19 protein-coding genes are annotated in these 19758 nt (G+C 44.9%); 8 read left to right on the forward strand and 11 right to left on the reverse strand.

The genetic code is table 11. The features are described 5' to 3' along the window. Positions 1-299: 299 nt before the first annotated feature. A complete protein-coding gene (locus VXQ92_RS10505; RefSeq protein ID WP_416681454.1) occupies positions 300-983 on the reverse strand; it encodes a M23 family metallopeptidase in 684 nt (227 codons plus the stop codon). 107 nt (positions 984-1090) lie between these two features. Between VXQ92_RS10505 and VXQ92_RS10510 the strand changes: the two genes are divergently transcribed. Beyond that, entirely contained in the window at positions 1091-1531 is a 441-nt protein-coding gene (locus VXQ92_RS10510) for a DciA family protein (RefSeq protein ID WP_416681457.1), read from the forward strand. 99 nt (positions 1532-1630) lie between these two features. Here the strand turns inward: VXQ92_RS10510 and lpxC are convergent, their stop codons facing one another. The 7 genes from lpxC to murG all read right to left on the reverse strand — a co-directional run bounded on the left by lpxC (position 1631) and on the right by murG (position 9745). Then, positions 1631-2533: a UDP-3-O-acyl-N-acetylglucosamine deacetylase gene (gene lpxC / locus VXQ92_RS10515; RefSeq protein ID WP_064095064.1), complete on the reverse strand. Its 903-nt coding sequence runs from the start codon at positions 2531-2533 to the stop codon at positions 1631-1633. A gap of 126 nt (positions 2534-2659) precedes the next feature. Further along, a complete protein-coding gene (gene ftsZ, locus VXQ92_RS10520) occupies positions 2660-3850 on the reverse strand; it encodes a cell division protein FtsZ (RefSeq protein ID WP_416681460.1) in 1191 nt (396 codons plus the stop codon). A gap of 159 nt (positions 3851-4009) precedes the next feature. Beyond that, complete coding sequence (gene ftsA, locus VXQ92_RS10525) at positions 4010-5272, reverse strand: cell division protein FtsA (protein ID WP_064095066.1); 1263 nt, start codon at positions 5270-5272, stop codon at positions 4010-4012. A 70-nt stretch (positions 5273-5342) separates the two neighbouring features. After that, a complete protein-coding gene (locus VXQ92_RS10530) occupies positions 5343-6197 on the reverse strand; it encodes a cell division protein FtsQ/DivIB (protein ID WP_416681464.1) in 855 nt (284 codons plus the stop codon). A 2-nt stretch (positions 6198-6199) separates the two neighbouring features. Next, entirely contained in the window at positions 6200-7129 is a 930-nt protein-coding gene (locus VXQ92_RS10535; RefSeq protein ID WP_416681466.1) for a D-alanine--D-alanine ligase, read from the reverse strand. A gap of 57 nt (positions 7130-7186) precedes the next feature. Next, the gene (gene murC / locus VXQ92_RS10540; RefSeq protein ID WP_064095069.1) at positions 7187-8635 is read right to left on the reverse strand and encodes a UDP-N-acetylmuramate--L-alanine ligase; all 1449 of its coding nucleotides are present in this window, start codon (positions 8633-8635) and stop codon (positions 7187-7189) included. 12 nt (positions 8636-8647) lie between these two features. Beyond that, the gene (gene murG, locus VXQ92_RS10545; RefSeq protein ID WP_416681468.1) at positions 8648-9745 is read right to left on the reverse strand and encodes an undecaprenyldiphospho-muramoylpentapeptide beta-N-acetylglucosaminyltransferase; all 1098 of its coding nucleotides are present in this window, start codon (positions 9743-9745) and stop codon (positions 8648-8650) included. 424 nt (positions 9746-10169) lie between these two features. Here murG and VXQ92_RS10550 point away from each other — a divergent pair, with 424 nt between their 5' ends. Next, the gene (locus VXQ92_RS10550; protein ID WP_191731015.1) at positions 10170-11372 is read left to right on the forward strand and encodes a CynX/NimT family MFS transporter; all 1203 of its coding nucleotides are present in this window, start codon (positions 10170-10172) and stop codon (positions 11370-11372) included. 50 nt (positions 11373-11422) lie between these two features. Here the strand turns inward: VXQ92_RS10550 and gshB are convergent, their stop codons facing one another. Further along, positions 11423-12373 (reverse strand): glutathione synthase, encoded by a 951-nt coding sequence (gshB, locus tag VXQ92_RS10555; protein ID WP_004281308.1) that lies wholly within the window; start codon positions 12371-12373, stop codon positions 11423-11425. 143 nt (positions 12374-12516) lie between these two features. Between gshB and VXQ92_RS10560 the strand changes: the two genes are divergently transcribed. The 4 genes from VXQ92_RS10560 to VXQ92_RS10575 all read left to right on the forward strand — a co-directional run bounded on the left by VXQ92_RS10560 (position 12517) and on the right by VXQ92_RS10575 (position 16012). After that, positions 12517-12717 (forward strand): DUF3565 domain-containing protein, encoded by a 201-nt coding sequence (locus tag VXQ92_RS10560; RefSeq protein WP_416681471.1) that lies wholly within the window; start codon positions 12517-12519, stop codon positions 12715-12717. 124 nt (positions 12718-12841) lie between these two features. Further along, complete coding sequence (locus VXQ92_RS10565; protein WP_416681473.1) at positions 12842-13264, forward strand: hypothetical protein; 423 nt, start codon at positions 12842-12844, stop codon at positions 13262-13264. A 41-nt stretch (positions 13265-13305) separates the two neighbouring features. Next, positions 13306-15078 carry a copper resistance system multicopper oxidase gene (locus VXQ92_RS10570; RefSeq protein ID WP_416681475.1) on the forward strand — a complete coding sequence of 591 codons (1773 nt, stop codon included), beginning with the start codon at positions 13306-13308 and terminating at the stop codon, positions 15076-15078. Further along, the gene (locus VXQ92_RS10575; RefSeq protein WP_416681478.1) at positions 15065-16012 is read left to right on the forward strand and encodes a copper resistance protein B; all 948 of its coding nucleotides are present in this window, start codon (positions 15065-15067) and stop codon (positions 16010-16012) included. Before VXQ92_RS10570 ends, VXQ92_RS10575 begins: the two co-directional genes overlap by 14 nt. Positions 16013-16215: 203 nt before the next feature. Here the strand turns inward: VXQ92_RS10575 and VXQ92_RS10580 are convergent, their stop codons facing one another. Further along, on the reverse strand, positions 16216-16548 hold the full coding sequence (locus VXQ92_RS10580) for a hypothetical protein (RefSeq protein ID WP_416681480.1): 333 nt from the start codon (positions 16546-16548) through the stop codon (positions 16216-16218). Between the two features lie 549 nt (positions 16549-17097). On the opposite strand from VXQ92_RS10580, the gene VXQ92_RS10585 reads away from it, so the two are divergent. Beyond that, positions 17098-17307, forward strand: coding sequence for a cold-shock protein (locus VXQ92_RS10585; protein WP_004281299.1), 210 nt, complete (start codon positions 17098-17100; stop codon positions 17305-17307). Between the two features lie 548 nt (positions 17308-17855). Here VXQ92_RS10585 and pyrE read toward each other — a convergent pair. Continuing rightward, positions 17856-18506, reverse strand: a complete 651-nt coding sequence (gene pyrE / locus VXQ92_RS10590) for an orotate phosphoribosyltransferase (RefSeq protein ID WP_416681484.1) — start codon at positions 18504-18506, stop codon at positions 17856-17858. 40 nt (positions 18507-18546) lie between these two features. Here pyrE and VXQ92_RS10595 point away from each other — a divergent pair, with 40 nt between their 5' ends. Next, positions 18547-19365 (forward strand): exodeoxyribonuclease III, encoded by an 819-nt coding sequence (locus VXQ92_RS10595; protein ID WP_064095079.1) that lies wholly within the window; start codon positions 18547-18549, stop codon positions 19363-19365. The last annotated feature ends 393 nt before the right edge of the window (positions 19366-19758 follow it).

Genomic DNA, 19758 nt, shown 5'->3' on the forward strand with positions numbered 1-19758 from the left:
TAGCCTATATGTACCATATTTGAGACCTCAGCTGGTATGGCCCTAGCTGAATGCGATTTGGCAGTACTATTTAGGAACTAAATGATTGGTGACGTATAATTACACTACATAACAAAAAACAGCCAATAAAGGCGATTTATTATACAATCATTATAATAGTTGGTGATAATATGATATTTAAAAGCGATTAAATAAAAAGCCCCTCAATTTGATTTGAAGAGCTTTCAGATTAAGTGTTTAAAACTGCTTAATGGAGATTATTTATGTATAGAGATATATCTCGCTATCCCAGACTATATTTAAGGTAACATGGCCAAATAAGTCGATGGGTTTTTACGTTGACCGTCTTTTACTACTTCATAATGTAAGTGTGGACCGGTACAGCGACCAGTACAGCCTACATTGGCAATATGATCACCCGCTTGCACCTGTTCTCCCACACGTGTAATAAGTCGTGAAGCATGAGCATAACGTGTTAAATAGCCGTTGCCATGATTGATTTCAACATATTGGCCATAACCTGTACCCCAACCTGACTTGGTCACAATACCGGGACCAGTAGCATAGATCGGTGTACCGCTTGGTGCAGCGAGATCAAGGCCTGAATGATTTTCAGCACGGCCACCCATGGTACGCCCGCCGTAACTTGAACTTATGCGAGAATTAGGTAAAGGATGGGAAATCAACCAAGAGTAAGTGCTGTTTGCTGCCGCTTTGTTAGAGGAAGTACTGGCATACTTCTGAGCAAGTGTTCGATTGTTAAGCTCAACAGGTTTCTCACGCAGTTGAACATTTAATTTGGTTTGCGCTGGGATATCGATATCATCTGGATGAGTATATGCACCCTGTGCCAAAGTCCGTGTCAATTGCTCGATACGATCTGTTGAACCATTTTCTTGATTTAGATTGACTAAATCTGCAAACGCTACCGAGGCAGCTGAAGCCGACAAAGAAAATGCCAACAAAATACGTCGCATATGCATAAAAAACCTCTCTAAACTGCTTTAATCGAGTTTCTTGAAGATCTCTATCCTTGATATCCACTAAAAGAAGCGCATAAGATTAAGACATAAATATGTAGGAACAATGTATGTCTGAACCTGTCAACGTTTTTCAACAAACAAGAAAGCAGATAAAAACAGGAAACTTTTCGTTTCTCTCATCACAAGTTGCCGCTTGGCAGAAACTTACGAAACTCGTACAACCGCTGTTGCCCCAACCGGAACGCTGGCAAGTTGTTTGCTATCAAAATGGTGTGTTAACGATTACTGGTGAAAACCAGGCCATGATCAGTCAACTGGCCTATCTTCAAAAGCAATACATCTCACAACTCTCTCAAATAAATGAATTAACAGATCTCACTAAAATTCAAGTTTGCTTGCGGAATCCTTCGCAAATACCCCCTGCTCCAGTAACACCTGAAAGGGCCTTAAATGCAGAAACACAGGAATTACTTCGTAGTGCGGCTGACTTTATAAGCGACCCTAAGCTTAGCCAAGCTTTACTACGTTTGGCAAGCAATAAAAAGTAACATAGCAATCAAATGTAATAAATTAAAAAGTAACCATTATGTGACCTGTATCACAGTATTAACGCAGTAATAAAAACATAAAGGCACAAACACAATGACTTATGTCACATTCACATACATGATTGGACAATTAGACTCGTCATCAAATGTTACAATTTCATAGCAGCTTGGATCACTTTTCACATTGCGTAAAAGTTGATTATTCAAGGCATGTCCAGATTTATAACCGTCAAATTTGGCAATAATCTGATGTCCGAGCAGATATAAATCACCGACGGCATCCAGAATTTTATGCCGTACAAATTCGTCCGAGAAACGCAAGCCTTCTTCATTAACGACCCCGGTTTCATCCACTCCAATCGCATTTTCCAGACTGGCTCCCAACGCCAGATTATTGGCTTTGAGATAATCCAGATCTTTCATAAAACCAAAGGTACGTGCTTCACTGACTTCATAAACAAAAGTTTCAGTAGAAAAATCGATGCTGGCGGACTGATGTTCTTTTTTAAAGGCAGGATGATCAAAATCGATGGTGAAATTAAGCTGGAAGCCTTGATGGGGGCTAAAAACGGCACGCTTGTCATCAATCAGTGCTTCAACCGGTTTAATAATCTTGACGAATTTTTTGGCAGCATCCAGCTCTTGTAATCCACCTTGCATTAACAGGTAAATAAACGGACCTGCACTGCCATCCATAATCGGTACTTCAGAGGCAGAGACTTCAATTATCAGATTATCAATTCCCAAACCGGCAATCGCACTCATGACATGCTCAATCGTACCCACTTTGGCATTTTCCTGAACCAGATTCGAGCACATAAAGGCTTCCTGAATCAGCATGGCATCAGCCGGAATGTCCACTGGTGGGTTCAGGTCTATACGACGAAACACAATTCCCCCATCGGCATGGTGCGGCACAAAGTTAATCATGACTTTCTGCCCACTGTGAAGACCGATTCCGCTCGCTTTCACGATACGTTTCAGGGTGCGTTGTTTCAACATGCTTTTATCATCTGTTCATCTATAAAACCGCTATACGTTAGCATATTTGGCCATTGATAAAAAACAAAAAGGTGGCTTTTAAGCCACCTTTACTGTGTAATCCAAGTAAACACATCATGTTACATGTTATTTACGTTGTTGATTCTTAAGATAATCCTGAATGCTCATTGGCGTTGGCCGCGGGCTAGAAACTGATGCTGCTGCCGGGTTCGCTGCTGCTCCTGTTTCATGCTGCTGACGCTGAATTGCCGGCACATCGTCATCTTCAACCACTGCCTGTGTAGCAGCTGGACGAGTTGCCTGTACATTGGTACGTTTGGTCGGCTCAACTGAATCGGCTGCATGACGGGTGAGACCTGTTGCAATCACGGTCACACTGATTTCATCACGTGCATCCGGATCAAAAACGGTACCGTAGAACACCTGACCTTCATCTAAATCGACAATCTGATTGACAACATCAGTGATTTCTTCAATTTCACCAAAAGTCACATCATCGCCACCGGTTACATTGATCAGAATACCTTTGGCATTCATGATGGTTACGTTATCGAGCAATGGACTACGGATCGCCTGTTCAGCTGCCTGACGGGCACGGTTTTCACCACGACCCAAACCAACACCCATCATGGCATAACCACGTGTGCTCATGGCGGTTTTCAAGTCAGCAAAGTCAAGGTTGATATGACCTGGACGTACCACTAAATCAAAAATACTGCGTACAGCATTCAGTAGCACATCATCCGCTTTTTTATATGCATCTTTCATTGAAATATCACGAAAGACTTTCAATAACCGCTGGTTTGGAATGATGATCAACGAGTCCACATGCTGCTCAAGGGCTTCGATACCTTTTTCAGCAGACTGTAAACGACGTTTTCCTTCGAAGTTGAAAGGCGTCGTTACCACACCTACAGTCAGGATACCCATTTCTTTGGCAATTTCAGCTACGACTGGCGCAGCACCGGTACCGGTACCACCCCCCATACCTGCAGTCACAAATACCATATCTGTGCCTTCAAGCTGCTGACGGATCAGTTCACGGCTTTCTTCCGCTGCAGTCTGGCCCACTTGCGGATTTGCACCGGCACCCAGACCACGGGTACTCTGCTCGCCCAGCTGAATTTTAAATTCAGCTTCCATGCGATCCAGTGCCTGCTTGTCCGTATTGGCACAAACAAACTTTACACCCTGAATATCGGACTGCAACATATGCTGTACAGCATTACCACCCGCACCACCTACACCAAATACAGTGAAACGGGCTTGACCATTGCTATCGCTATGATCGTCTTCGAAAAATTCAAATGAGGCCATGACCTATAAAATTCCTAATTCATAATTGGCAGTCACTAAGCCCGTATACTGCCTTAATCTTGATAAAATTGTTTTTAAGAATGCTGCTCATGCGTTCACTTGTCAAGTACAAGCCCGATTAACTACATCTTCTCAACAATATTCACAATAAAAATCGACTTAAAAGATGGATTTCAGGGTGTCGTTAAAGCCAGACCAGGCTCTTTTAACCCGCTGAGCCAATGACAACCGTTCTACATCATCCTGTTCCACTATCGTGTCCTGGGTATCACTCTGACTAAACATCAACAAACCAGCCACAGTACTATATTGCGAACGACGCAAAGCGGCCTGATGAGGTTCATCCGCATACACCTGAGTCGGCGGATTACCTAAATGCGCCGAGACTCCCATGGTACGGCGGACAAAACTCACCATTCCTTCAATATGACTGGCATCTCCGGTCAGTACTACCCCATGATATAAGCCTTGGAGAGCACCGTTTTTCACCAGCTCATCACGCACCAGTCCGAGAATTTCTTCATAACGCGCCATAATGATTTCAGTCAGCTCGATCCGGCTGATGGTCTGTGGTCCATCAATGCCCTGGAACTGAATCATATGGTCAGGCTTGACCACTTTCAGGTCAACACAGCCGTACAGCAATTTCAGACGTTCAGCTTCTTCAGTTGTGGTTTGCAATACTGCTGCAATATCACGGGTTACATGTTCACCGCCACGCTGGAAAGTATGGGTTAAGGCCAGACGGCCATCTACATACACTGCAACGTTGGTCGTGCCGGCACCAATATCTACCAGACATACGCCATATTCTTTTTCATCTTTGAGCAGGCTGGCTTCAGCGGTGGCCAGACTCGACACCACCATTTTTTCTACGCCGATATTGGCCCCCTTCAGGGCACGGTCAATATTCTGCATGGTACTGATCGGCAGCATCATCAGATGATAATGTCCGGTCATGCTATGTGCCGACATCCGAATCGGATTCAGCACCCATTCCGGTGAATCATCTAGCTCAAAGCCCAGAGGCACAGCACTGACCAGATAATGATCTGAAGTCAAATGACTAGCTTTAGCCAATTCCAGTGCACGTACCACTTCGCTGGTGGTAATCGCATGTTCGCTATTATCGATCGAGGTACGCCCCGATGCATAAAAGCTTTTTAATTCGGCACTTGGAATAGAAACCCAAGCAGAATGTACTCGACATTCTGCCATATCTTCTGCTTCTTGAACGGCATTTTTAATTGCAGTAATAACTTTATCGAGACTGACAATTTTCCCTTTACTCATGCCTCGGTTACGAGCGGTGGCCATACCAATCACTTGGATATTGTCTGGCGCGTGTACCTTGCCAATCAAAACTGAAACTTTGTGTGTCCCAATGTCAATCGCCACAACCGAGGGAACAGCTTCACTCATTATTCACTACTACCATTACGTGTTTGTTAGATTTATGGCTTTAAACGCCTCTATTTTTTAAAGCCGGTCATTATGGCTTTACTGTTACATTATTCTCAACGCCCATGTCATTAATGGTTACAATAAAATGTCCATTTACAATTTTAGGCGGAATTGAATTTTTCCACTGTATCGACAATCCATTGCGATAACGCAGGTCGATAGCCGAGATTTTAGACCAGACCGGCTTCAAATCACGCTGGGATAGCTGACTTAAACGCTGTAATTTGCTCATGGTCTGATCTTTATCCACAATTATTCTTAAACCCGAATCAAACTGCATAAACCAGGTCATTCGCTCGGTGAGGTATAATTCTTTTAGACGAATGCCTTGTGGTAAAAATAACTGATTAATTTCATTATAACGACGCATCATGGTTTCCGCATGGCTCGCCGGTCCATGTAACAACGGTAATGCCTGATAATTCTTGGGTGTGACTTCCGTAAAAATCACACCACTGTCACTTAGTAAACGCCCTGTTCCCCAACGTGCAATTGCATGATGCGGCATGACCCTGACCCGAATACCATTTGGCCAGGCTCGAGAAACCACGACCCGGTCTACCCAGGACAATTCCAGGGTACGGTCGCGGATCGCTTCCAGATCCGAAGTAAAATAGTTTTCGGTCACAATCGGTGATACATATTGCATGACCTGACGCTGTTCAGCAGCCGAGCGCGTACCTACCACGCCCAGTTCTGCCACATCAGTATTGGTCATGACTTTATATAAACCCCATACTCCAGCGGCCAGTACCAGCACCGCGATACACAACAATAACCAACCACCAAAATTAGCCAGCTTTTCTTTGGGTGTCGGCGGCTTGTCGTGAATCGAGGTAATTGCAGCACGTTTACGGCGCATGGAAACAGGAAGCTGAGCCATATTTAGTGTGCCGAACCGGTCAGAGTCTGTTCCAGAATCGCAACACACAGCTCATCAAAACTGCATCCGACTGCAGCTGCCGCTTTTGGCACCAGAGAATGACTGGTCATACCCGGCACGGTGTTGACTTCAAGCAGCCAGAAATTGCCCTGTTCATCCTGCATGGCATCAATCCGGCCCCAACCGCTGGCGCCGACTGCCTGGAACGCGCGTAAACTCAAGGCTTTTAACTGCTGCTCTTCAGCTTCGCTTAAACCACACGGGATGCCATATTGCACATCATTACGGTTATATTTAGCTTCATAGTCGTAGAAGGCAACATCTTGAGGCGGTTCAAGACGAATCACCGGCAGTGCCTGACCATTTAAAACCACAATGGTGAATTCACGACCGGTAATCCATTTTTCTGCCATCACCACGGCATCGTGTTCAGTTGCCTTGGCAATCGCTTCGGCAAAGTCTTCAATTTTTTCGACCTTGCTCATACCGATACTGGAACCTTCATGTACCGGCTTGATAATCAAAGGCAAACCTAAAGAATTAACAATGTCAGCCGCATCGGAATCTTTGATGACAATGCGATATGGTGCTGTCGGCAATTCCGAGCCCTGCCAGACCTGTTTGGTCTTGACCTTGTCCATGCCGATGGCAGAACCTTGTACGCCCGTACCGGTATATGGTACGTCTAACCATTCCAGCACACCCTGGATCTGGCCGTCTTCCCCGCCACGACCATGCAATACAATGAATGCACGATCATAATTCACCAATTCTGTGACACTACGCTCCTGCGGATCAAACGCTTCCGCATTGACCCCTGAACGCACTAATGCCTCAAGTACCGCCGTACCACTGTCTAAAGAAACCTCACGCTCTGCAGATTTACCACCAAGCAACACGGCAACTTTTCCGAATTTTGAAGCATTTGACACGTTTATATCCTTAAACTTTTTTCAATCTGGTCAATTCAATTCAGTCACGCAAGATGACTATTTTATATATAAGTGATTTTGCGCAAGTTCGACTGAGATTGCTCCAACATTACCTGCGCCCTGGGTTAATAACAAGTCATTTGCTTGCAATACTTTTCTCATGATCTGATTCAGGTTGCCGTCCGCCGCATCGACCAGAATTGGCTCGACTTCACCACGTAGACGAATGCTGCGGGCCAAAGTACGGCTGTCCGCCCCGACAATCGGTTTTTCGCCAGCAGGATAAACATCCAGCAACAATAACTGGTCTACAGTCGAAAGTACTTCCACAAAATCATCAAAGCAGTCACGGGTACGGCTATAACGGTGTGGCTGGAACATCATTACCAGACGACGGTCCGGATGACTCTGACGCGCAGCTTTAATCGTCGCTTCGACTTCTTTTGGATGATGACCATAGTCATCCACCAGTTTCACGTCACCGCCTTCAATCGCAAACTCACCCTGAACTTCAAAGCGGCGACCCACACCACTAAAACCTTCCAGTGCACGGCAGATTGAAGCATCAGACACGCCTTCATCAGTTGCTATACCAATCGCAGCCAAGGCATTCAGCACATTATGCAAGCCTGGCTGGTTGACCGTTACACGCAATGGCTCGCGCTCTTTACGCAATACGGTAAAGTGGGTTTGCATACCATCCTGATCAACATCTACTGCGCGGATATCATTGTCTTCATTGAAGCCATAAGTCAGTAACGGACGTGCAATTCGCGGCATGATTTCACGGATATTGGCATCATCACCACAGACTACGGCCAAGCCGTAAAATGGCAGTTTTTGCAGGAACTGGATAAAAGTATCTTTCAGGACATCGAAGCTACCGCCATAGGTATCCATATGATCGGCATCAATATTGGTCACCACGGCAGCCATCGGTTCCAGATGCAGGAAAGAAGCATCTGACTCATCGGCTTCGGCCACGATATAACGGCTGGCGCCTAAGGCTGCGTTCATCCCAGTACGGTTCAGCAAACCACCGATCACATAGGTTGGATCCATGTTTTCTTCAGCCAGCATACAGGTGATCAGACTGGTGGTCGTGGTCTTGCCATGCGTGCCGGCAACGGCAATACCATGACGATAACGCATCAGTTCACCCAACATTTCCGCACGGCGAACCACAGGAATACGGTTTTCAATCGCGGTTTTAATTTCCGGATTTTCCTTATCAATCGCGGTAGAGACCACGATCACGTTGGCGCCCTTAATATTATTTGCAGTATGTCCGATATAGACTTTAATGCCATTCGCTTCCAGCTGTGCGGTGGTATTGGATGTCTTGATATCTGAACCGGAAACTTTATAGCCCTGGTTTTTCAGCACTTCCGCAATACCACACATGCCTGCGCCACCAATCCCCACAAAATGAATGTGTTTGATACGGCGCATTTCTGGCACTTTAATTAACTTTTTCGCTTGTTCAGCTGGGGTTGTTGGAGACATAGTTTACTCGGATTACAATTCTTGAATTAAACGGACCACATGTTGAGTCGCATCGGGTTGAGCCTGTCGGCGTGCTTTCACGGCCATTTCCATTAACAGTTGGCGATTCAGCATCGGCTCTAATAATGTTTTTAAACTTTCCGGGGTCATTGTGGCCTGCGGGCAAATCTTTGCCGCATTGATATTGGCCAGGAAACCGGCATTGGCCGTCTGATGATCATCCACTGCACTTGGAAGCGGCACAAAAATCGCAGCTACGCCGGCAGTGGCAATTTCAGTTACAGTCAAAGCTCCGGCACGGCAAATCACCAGATCGGCATCAGAATAGGCTTTGGCCATATCTTCAATAAAGGGCTGTACTTCAACTTGCAAACTGGCTGGTGCATTTTCATAACGTGCCCGTGTCGACTCGGCATGGTTTTGCCCACACTGATGATAGACGCTTAATGGCACATTGAGTTGCTTTAAAGCTTTCGGAACCCGTTCATTTAAGGCTTGCGCCCCCAAAGACCCACCAACGATCAGAATACGTAAGGGTAGTCCTGCCTTGTCACGCTCCTGATAACGCCAGGACGGATTTAAAATTTCGCTAATTTCTTGTCGTACCGGATTACCTGTAGTCACGACTTTTTCTTGGGCCGGAAAAGTATTTGGAAAAGCCTGGCACACCGTCTTTGCCACACGCGACAATTGGGTATTGGTAAAACCGGCGACTGCATTCTGCTCATGGATCAACACCGGAATGCCTAAGATACGCGCGGCCAAACCACCCGGGCCTGCCACATAACCGCCAAAGCCTGCCACGGCATCGACCTGAAGCTGTTTCATGAATTTCATGGCACTGAAGGTGGCTTTCATGATTTTAAAAGGCGCCAAGGCTTTACGTAAGAAACCATTGCCACGCACACCCTGAATATCAATGTGATAAATGGGAATATTCTGGTTTTTTAACAGGCGGTTTTCCATGCCTGTGGGGGTGGCTAACCATGAAACCTGTATACCTTTTTGTTGTAAATCTTTGGCAACAGCTAACGCTGGAAACACATGTCCACCTGTACCTGCGGCCATCATCATGACATGTTTAGGCTGTTTTTGCTGAGCGTCGGTCACGGTTTAATTCTTCAATACTAAAAATGGAGCAGGAAATCTGATTTAAGTAATCAATTGTAATCACAAACCTCAGGCCATGAAAGTTTATTTACTTTATTTCAACAAGGCTTTAATTGTTTTTTTCACGCAAATTTCAAGTTTGGACTCGTTTTATTTATAAGGTCTGCACTTTTCCTTCGACTTAAGTGACATATCATATCAATTTTAAACTCACTTTTCATTATATTATCAATGATCTTGCCCCGGATAGGGCTTTATTTAGAACCATTTACAGCTCACTCCCGGTCAATCCATGTCTTATCATCGACTAATGAGCTTAGGCTTAAAACCTATAAATTTTATAAAACTTTCATGTTATTCATATCTATATATGAATGATGCTTGATGTACAAGCAGATGCTTTAAATGGACTCAGTTCGGATAGATGTCAAAAATCTCATTGCGTGATGTATGGATTATCTTGGCCGGTTATCTGGCTGCGATCCATGTGGGCAAACTTTCGGCCGTGATTCCTGTGTTGCAGCAGGATTTAAACCTGAGTTTTACTCAGGCTGGTTTTTCGTTAGCATTGGTGCAGGCCGCCGGAATGCTGTTTGCGCTATGCATTGGCGCCTTCTCGGAAAAAATGGGATTAAAGCGCTGCCTGATCATGGCCTTAATCATTTTAGGGCTGAGCAGTCTTGCCGGGCTCTGGATTACGCAGCCTGCCACTTTATATGTATTGCGTTTTATGGAAGGAATCGGGTTTTTAACCATCTCCTTGTGTGCGCCAGCAATTTTAAAACGTACCAGCCGCGCTGAAACACTGAATTTCAAGATGGGACTCTGGAGTTCCTATATGGGCATCGGTGTCAGTCTGGCCGTATTGATGATTCCTCTCCTGCTTGAATATCTGGACTGGCAAACGATCTGGGCCATTTTGGGCTGCCTGTGCCTTGTCATTGCTGGCATGATCAAACAATATTTAAATATTGAACCTGCCCTGGTAACACAGCCAGACTCTTCCCAGGCAGCTACAGAAAACACCTCATTCTGGCAGATTGTTCAAATTACCCTGACTCATCCTCCCATTATCTGTCTGGCGATTATTTTTGCCTGTTATACCAGTCAATGGATTACTGTCACGGGCTTCCTGCCTACGCTGTATGTTGAACAGGGGCTGGACTTAAAACGCGCAGGGATGCTGGTCTCGATGGTCGTTCTGGCCAATCTGGGTGGTACTTTTGGCGCAGGCATGTTGCTGCAACAGGGTTATAGACCGCGCACCTTATTGAGTACCGGATTTGTGGCAATGCTCTGTAGCAGTTGCTTGGTATTTGCCGCAAATTCCTGGCTCTCATTTGAATTGCAGGTTGTCAGTGCCGTGCTGTTTTCACTGATTGGCGGGATGATCCCGACCACTGTTTTTGCGATTACCCTGCATTATGCACCACGCGCCTATGCAGCAGCGGCCAGTGTGGGTCTGGTTTTACAAATTTCAGCCTGCGCACAGTTTTTTATACCGACCCTGAGCGCTGCGCTGATATCTGCCACCCAATACTGGGCCAATCTTGCCATTATCACCGTCTGCCTTTCGATGCTAGGCATGGTAATGACGGCATATTTATTTAAGCGTTACCCGAAATAAAAAGGTAAAAAGAGCCTGCAAGCAGACTCTTCTTTCACCTGATTTTACCTTTAAACCTGATTGGCCTGACCTGCTTCCAGCACGGCAAACAGATCATCCGCAATCGAAGTACCAAACTGGGCGTCAATTTCACGAATACAGGTTGGACTGGTCACATTAATTTCAGTGACATAATTTCCGATCACATCCAGCCCCACAAAAACCAGACCTTTCTCTCTGAGATACGGCCCTACTTTTGCTGCAATGGCCTTGTCAGTTTCAGTTAGTGGGCGCGCCTCGCCCAAGCCACCCGCGGCCAGATTACCGCGCACTTCACCATTTTGCGGAATACGGGCCAGACAATATGGCACTGGCTCGCCATTAATCATCAGGATGCGCTTATCGCCTTCGACAATTTCCGGAATATAACGCTGCGCCATGATCGGCTGGGTACCATTATTGGTCAGCATTTCAATGGTTGAACCGATGTTGATGCCATCCTGATACAGGCGGAAAATCCCGGTGCCGCCCATGCCATCCAGTGGTTTTACAATCACATCGACCTGTTCCTTTAAAAATTCACGAATCAGGCTTTGCTGCGAAGTCACCAAGGTCGGAACTTGCAGATGCGGGAACTGGGTCGCGAACAGTTTTTCATTACAGTCACGCAGGCTTTGCGGCTTGTTGATAATCCATGCCCCTTCGCGCTCTGCCTGCTCCAGAATATAAGTGGTATAGACGAAGTTCATATCAAAAGGCGGATCTTTACGCATCAAGACAACGTCATAAGCAGCGATCGACTCTTTTTGTTTTTCGCCAAGTTCATAATAATGGTCGTAGTCTTCAAACACCTGTAACGGCGCGATCAGACCAAAGGCCTTGCCCTGATCGATATATAAATCTTGCTGCAATGCATAACCGAGTTCATGCCCGCGACGTGCTGCTGCCCACAGCATCGCCATGGTCGAGTCTTTTTTCAGGTTTACATTTTCGATGGGATCCATCACAACAAGTACGCGCATGTGTCTCTGCTCTTTTTCAAAAAATGACTTGGCAAGGAGTATAGCTTGTGTCGATTCTTTTGTTTATGGTGATTTTGCATGACTTATTTTGTATAGGTTTTTAGATAGGTGCTCAGGCAATTTGAGCTCAAGGGAGGTATGCCATGCAACAGGCCATCATCGATTTTCATCTGGATGAAGAACAGCATTGGGTTGCAGAGCTGGCCTGCGGACATGGCCAGCATGTGCGGCATACCCCGCCCTGGCAAAATCGCCCATGGGTGATGACCGAGCAAGGACGTAAAGAAAAACTCGGGATACTGCTAGACTGTAAAAAATGTGAAAAGTGCGAAACTGAAACCTGAACCTATGAAAAAAGTAGTATGTAGGTGACCTAAAAAATAATTCTGTCCAGAATTTGCTAATTTGAGTTACTGCGTTTATGCTTTTATTGCTCAAACATGCAGCGCATTTTTTCAGGGTGTACTTTTGCTCATACGGCTCGTCAAACAGATCTGGTTGGTGATGCTTGTGGTTTTTGCCATAGGCTGGAGCAGTGTGTCTGTCGCATCTGCAAACACCATGCATCTGGTCATGTCGACTGAAAAAATGAGCAGTCATTGTCTGGAAATGAAAAAACCATCTGCTTCTCACTCGCTGCATGAGACTGATCATCATCAAGATCAGAATCTGGTACAACCGGATTGTGTCAGTGACAGCACCCAGCATTCGCCAGACTGTCTGGATTGCGGCACCATGGCCTGTCAGAGCCTGATCACCAGCCTGCCCATTGCAGCGCCCGAGTTAAGCGTGCCTGATCACGGTTATCCGGAAAAAACCCTCCTCCCTGCTTACCATGCCCAGCACCTTGCCGGTTACTGGCAAGAAATCCTGCGCCCCCCCAAAGCTTGATCCTGAATTTTTAAATTTTTTTATTCATTAAGGATTAAGTTATGTTGCTTAAAATCAGTCAAAGCCTGTGTCTGGGCTTCGGTCTCATCTCGTCGTCTGCCCTGTTTGCAGCCGTAAAAGAATATCATCTGGTCATTGATGAAAGCCCGATCAATCTCACCGGAAAGACGGTCAAGCGTATCACTGTAAACGGAAAATTCCCTGCACCCTTGCTGGAATTTGAAGAAGGTGATGATGCAGTCATTCATGTACAAAACAACCTGAACAATCAGGATACCTCGCTGCACTGGCATGGCCTGCTCCTGCCCGGGCTGATGGATGGCGTCCCCGGATTTAACGGTTTTCAGGGGATCAAACCGAAACAGTCTTTTACTTATCGCTTCAAGGTTCGTCAAAACGGCACCTACTGGTATCACGCACATTCCAAAGGTCAGGAACAGGACGGCCTCTATGGCGCATTGGTGATTCGCCCCAAAGCCCAGACATTGCTACCTGCACATGAACAGACCGAGCGGGATTATGTGGTGATGCTGTCGGATTTTCACGAACAGGGCAGCCAGCAGATTCAAAACAATTTAAAAAAATCGGCCGAATATTATCAGACCCAGCGCGAAACCGTAGGCGATGTACTCCAGCAGGTGAAACGTGATGGCCTCAAGGCCACCTGGTCAGACCGCAAGATGTGGAACCAGATGCGCATGCTGAAAACCGACCTGTCTGATGTTACCGGTTATACCTTTCTGGTCAATGGAAAAACACCACAACAGAACTGGAGTGGCCAGTTCCAACCCAATGAAAAAGTCCGCCTGCGATTCATTAATGCCTCGGCCATGTCGTTTTTCGATGTGCGTATTCCCCAGCTGAAAATGACCGTGGTCAGCGCCGATGGACAAGCTGTGCAGCCGGTCGCTGTAGATGAATTCCGGATTGGAACCGCTGAAACCTATGATGTGATTGTGGAACCGACTGCGACCCATTATCAGATTGAAGCGGAATCGATCGACCGCTCAGGCTTTGCCATTGGCAGTCTGCATCAGGCAACTGATTCAAGCAAAACCGCAGCGCCGGTTCAATTACCAACACCGCGCCCTCGTGCCTTATTGACCATGGAAGATATGGGACATGCTGAGCAGCATTATATGTCACATGACGCACACAGCAGTCAGACCACACAATCTGCAACAGGTACGCCTAAACATGATGATCATGCCCAGCACGACATGCATGCAAGTCATAGTGCCATGTCCGGAACCAATCAGCCTCATCAGCCGGTTGAGGGCTGGGCCAATATGTCTACGCCTGCAGGGCACAAAGCCTTGCAATATCAAGACCTCAAAGCCCTGACACCACAACCCGATATCCGCGCAGCAGAACGTGAACTGGTGATTCGTCTGGGTGGAACCATGGAGCGCTATATCTGGACCATTAATGGTAAAAAATTCAGTGATGCTGAGCCACTTCAAGTGAAATATGGCGAGCGGATCCGGCTGAAATTTATCAATGACAGCATGATGGCCCATCCGATGCATTTGCATGGCATGTTTATGCAGCTGGAAAATGGTCAGTCTGCTGCAAATATGCCAAATAAACACACTGTCATTGTGCCGCCCGGGAAAACGGTGACCACCCTGCTCACGGCTGACGAACTGGGCGAATGGGCGATTCACTGCCATCTGCTCTATCACATGAGTGCCGGCATGATGAACAAGCTGATTGTGGCACAGGTTGACGAAGATCAAGCATCTCACCCTTCTTCACAAAAAATACCGTCAAAGCCAGCAGCTGCTCAAGGAGAAAGCCATGCACATCACTAATCTTTTGGTAAAGTCAGTGCTCAGCAGTGCGCTTACCCTAAGCAGTCTGAGTATTTTTGCGGCAGCTTCTAGCGAGCATACGGGTCATAATGAACATCAGCATCATAGCGGGCATCATGCCATGCAAAACATGGCTGATGACCACGCACAGCATACTGAAACTACAGATGAAGCATCCTATCAACTGCCACCAAAGTTATTGCATCAACAGCAGGTGCTGAGCACACCAAAAAATTCAGTCAGCTCTGCCAGCGAACATGATCACCGTAAAGAACATGGCGCACAGATTTATAGCCAGATCATTCTGGACCAGAAATGGCAGCATAGTTCAGAGGGAAATGGAGCATTCAAGTCCAAGAACCAGGCCAGAGTCGGCACGGATGAAAATAAAATTTTCCTCAAGCTAGAAGCCGACAAATATGAATCCCATTCGGCCGAATATGATGCCAAAGTGTTGTATAGCCGAAATATTTCTGATTTCTGGGATGTACAGGCTGGTGTGCGTTACCGTCAGGAAAATTTAGCTGGGGCTGCAATACGACAACAGAACGAGCGTTTCGATGCGGTATTTGGCCTGCATGGCCTGGCTCCCTACTTTTTTGAAACTGATGCTTATCTGTATATCGGTGAAGATGACTTTGTGGGATTAAAGCTGGAAACGGAACGTGACCTGTTATTGACGCAGAAACTGATTATGCAGCCTTTTATCGAGCTGGATCTCACCCTGAATGATCAGGCAGCGAATGCGAAAAAAACCGGTCTTCGTCATGCAACCTTGGGTCTGGAAACACGTTATGAGCTGAGCAAAAAGCTCATGCCTTATCTGGAAGTGGGTTATGAATACAGTAAAGGTAACAAACAGACGGACTGGCAGCAAAGCTCTGACTCTGAAAAAGGCTGGATCTATGGGGCAGGCCTGAGAATGATGTTCTAAGTTTTTCTTAACTTTAATTTTTTACAGGTTAATTATGTCGCTACGGAAGATGAAACTACATTCATACTCCGTAGCCCTATGCTGCTGTGTTTTGGGCTGAAGATAATTTGTTTTGATTTTAGATTTTATAAGCATTCTCATTATACTTTTTGGGTTTTCCGGTACACTCCCGCTTATGCCGATATCTGTTATTTTGCTAACAACTAGTCTTCATCACTTTGATTTCTATTGTTACTTTTTGCTACCAGCGTGCCGAGCATAATGATAAAAGTACTCACGCCACCGATTAACAGGCTCATCAGACCCATTTCCAGCATGAAATTACTATTGTGACTTTGAGGCACACCCCAAAGAAATTGCAGACGGTCACCGAAGATAAAGTTGATCGCACACATAATCAGAAAACCGATCAAGGTGGCTATCAGCAAAGTCACCACCAGATTTTTCCACATTTTACATCCGACAAACAGGATGATCATGGCCAGCCCAACCATGGTGATGATGGATATAAGCAACACACCGTTCCAGTAATCCATGAGACTCACTCTTGTTATGGTTTTAAATTAAAATTAAGAAATTCTTATAGTTAATTTTTCCAATTAATTTTTAATATAGGTGGATTCTTATACCTCGGCAATGACAATAACTAACTTAAACACAAAATCCTTATGTCAACCAAATTCATAAATTACATATACTTATAAAAACATTGTTACTTAAAAAATGATTTTTATTAACATAAAACAACTTAAGCACAACATAGATTTAGGGGATTTAATTCGCTGATGCTGAAATGCTCTGCATAAAGCGCAAACGGATCAGGACAAAATTTAAAAGCAAAAAATTCGAGTCTTTTTTTATAAGAAAAATAAATAATAAATATAAAAAACTTGAATATTTTATGATTTAGGTTATGCTGTCTTTAACTAGAAAAAAGCGTTGTTTAGTTAAACTTCTTTAAGTGCCGCAGTATTATTTATAATCCTCAGTTTTTTCAGATCTTTATTTCAATTCTTGTTGTTTTTCCAAGTTATCCATAGTCATTTCGATGACTAAAATTATTAAAAATTTAACAGGTTTATATTATGTCTACTACAGTTACCGGTACAGTAAAATGGTTTAACGAAACTAAAGGTTTTGGTTTTATTCAACAAGAATCAGGTCCTGACGTTTTTGCACACTTTAAAGAAATCAGCAGTTCTGGCTTCAAAACTTTGTTTGAAGGTCAACGTGTTTCTTTTAGCGTAGTTGATGGTCAAAAAGGTCCAAATGCGATCAATATCGTTGCGCTATAATTTAGCCCAACAATGAAAAAAAGCACCTGAAGGTGCTTTTTTTAGCTTTGAAGATAAATAATTTTGAGTCACTGCTGTTCTGAGTTGGACTTTATAAAAAGATAAAAGTGAAAAACCCCCAGCATCCTGCCAGGGGTTTTCCGTGTTGGTTTGCTTGGTATAACTCCTGTCGTACCTTACTTTCCTTGTATTTATCTCTGGTTATTCTTCTATGGAACATCCTGTTCCTGATGACTTCATCATAGGAAATGACGGGCAGCTCGTATAGATGCAAAGTACCTGAATTGACGTAAGCAAATGCGTACAAAAAATAATGAAATATTAATTTCGATCTCCAGTATTTTTATAAAACAATGCATTAAATTAAAGTTATTTCACTTATCTTAATCTAGATAACTATTAAATAGCTGAATTTATAAATAAATTGAATCTTAAAATAAAAATGTACGGTCTAATTCCTTCTTCTGAGCAATAGTTTTGATCGTAGGTCCTGTTACCTGTAAATAAAAAAAGGAAGCCAAAACTTCCTTTTCTCTCATGATTCAGGCTTAGATCCCGTATTTAACCCGGTAATCTTCCATTTTCGCCAACGCCTCTAGGTCGCCTTTCACTTCCAGATAGTCCATTAAATCTTTCATTGTAATTAAGGCATGTACAGGGATCTCAAGCTCTTGCTGTACTTCCTGAATCGCAGATAAATCCCCCTGACCTTTTTCCTGGCGGTCTAGCGCTACCAGAACTCCAGCAATTTGAGCACCGGCATTCTTCAAGATGGTGACGACTTCACGAATCGCTGTGCCTGCGGTAATCACATCATCAATGATCCAGACTTTTTTACCTGCTACAGAAGCACCGACCAATACCCCACCTTCACCATGGTCTTTGGCTTCTTTGCGGTTAAACCCCCACGGCACACTCACCCCATGATTTTGCGACAAGGCCACCGCCGTAGCTGCCACAAAAGGGATACCTTTATATGCAGGGCCGAAGATCACTTCCACATGGTCACATTCAGTCAGTTTCGCAGCATAGCCAGAAGCCAGCAGGGTCAAGGCTTCACCATCATTTAGCAGGCCCGCATTAAAAAAATAGGGACTCACACGTCCCGATTTTAAAGTAAACTCACCAAATTTAAGCACACCGCGTGATAATGCGAGTTCGATAAAAGCTTGCGGGTTAAACTGAGCTGGCGTTGACATGAGGTGCTCCTAAATCCATTAATTAAGGTAAGACTTGCGCATGATACCAAAGAGTAGCTATCCAGGTGATCAAAAAATTCTTCGCGTCGTTTCAATTAATGTCAACGGCTTACGCTCATCTGTCACCAAAGGCCTATTAGAATGGATGGAACAGTCTGAAGCTGATGTAATTTGCATGCAGGAAAGCCGGATCACTCATGCGCAGTGGACCGATAAATTCAAGCCTGAAGGCTGGTACGCGCACCTGTTTCCTGCCGAACGTCCGGGGTATGCCGGTACTGCCATTTATAGCCGCCTGCCTTTTGTCTCTTTAACCGATGGCCTGGGTTTTGAACTGGCCGATTCACAAGGCCGTTTTATTGCCGCTGAATTTGACTTGGGTCTAGAGCAAACTGTACAGATCTGTTCACTGTACCTGCCTTCGGGTTCATCGGGTGATGAAGCGCAAGCACGTAAAGATCACTTTCTGGAAGAATACGCGAAAATCCTGAAACAGTGGCGTGATGAAAATAAGTCGGTGATTGTCTGTGGTGACTATAATATCGTGCATAAACGTATTGATATTAAAAACTGGTCAGGTAACCAGAAATCTTCAGGATGCTTGCCGCATGAACGTGCCTGGCTGGATCATATCTACGATGAGCTGGGTTATGTCGATACTTTCCGTGAAGTGCGCAAAGAAGCCGAGTTATATTCCTGGTGGTCAAACCGTGGTCAAGCACGCGCCAAGAACGTGGGTTGGCGGATTGATTATCAGGCCTGTTCTCCAGACTGGAAAGAGCGCACTGTGAATGCTTGGGTCTATAAAGATCAATGGTTTAGTGACCATGCTCCCGTGATTATTGACTACAAACTATAAATCCGTACGATGCAACATAGTAAACATATGTTCACTCAGTTAGGGTTTATCTCTTACATGACATGACGTATTTCTTGGGTTTATCTCCATGTAATAACATAGCATTATAGCGCTACGGCACAGGGACAGGTCAGGATGACCATATAAGGACAGGACGCCGTAGGACGAAAATAAAACAGACTATAGATGTAGCCTGTTTTGCATGGATGTGACAATGGACGTTGGATTGAGACCCGCATGATCAGGATGATTAAATGCGGGTTTTCTATTTTTATTACTTCTGCTACACCTCAATTTCATTTTTTATGATGCAGATCTCTGCACACGACAAAAAAAACAAAAAAGTCTGTTAAAGCAAAGGCATAATAGTAATTTTTAAGACGAATCAGACCA

Source organism: Acinetobacter sp. 228 (assembly GCF_048147885.1).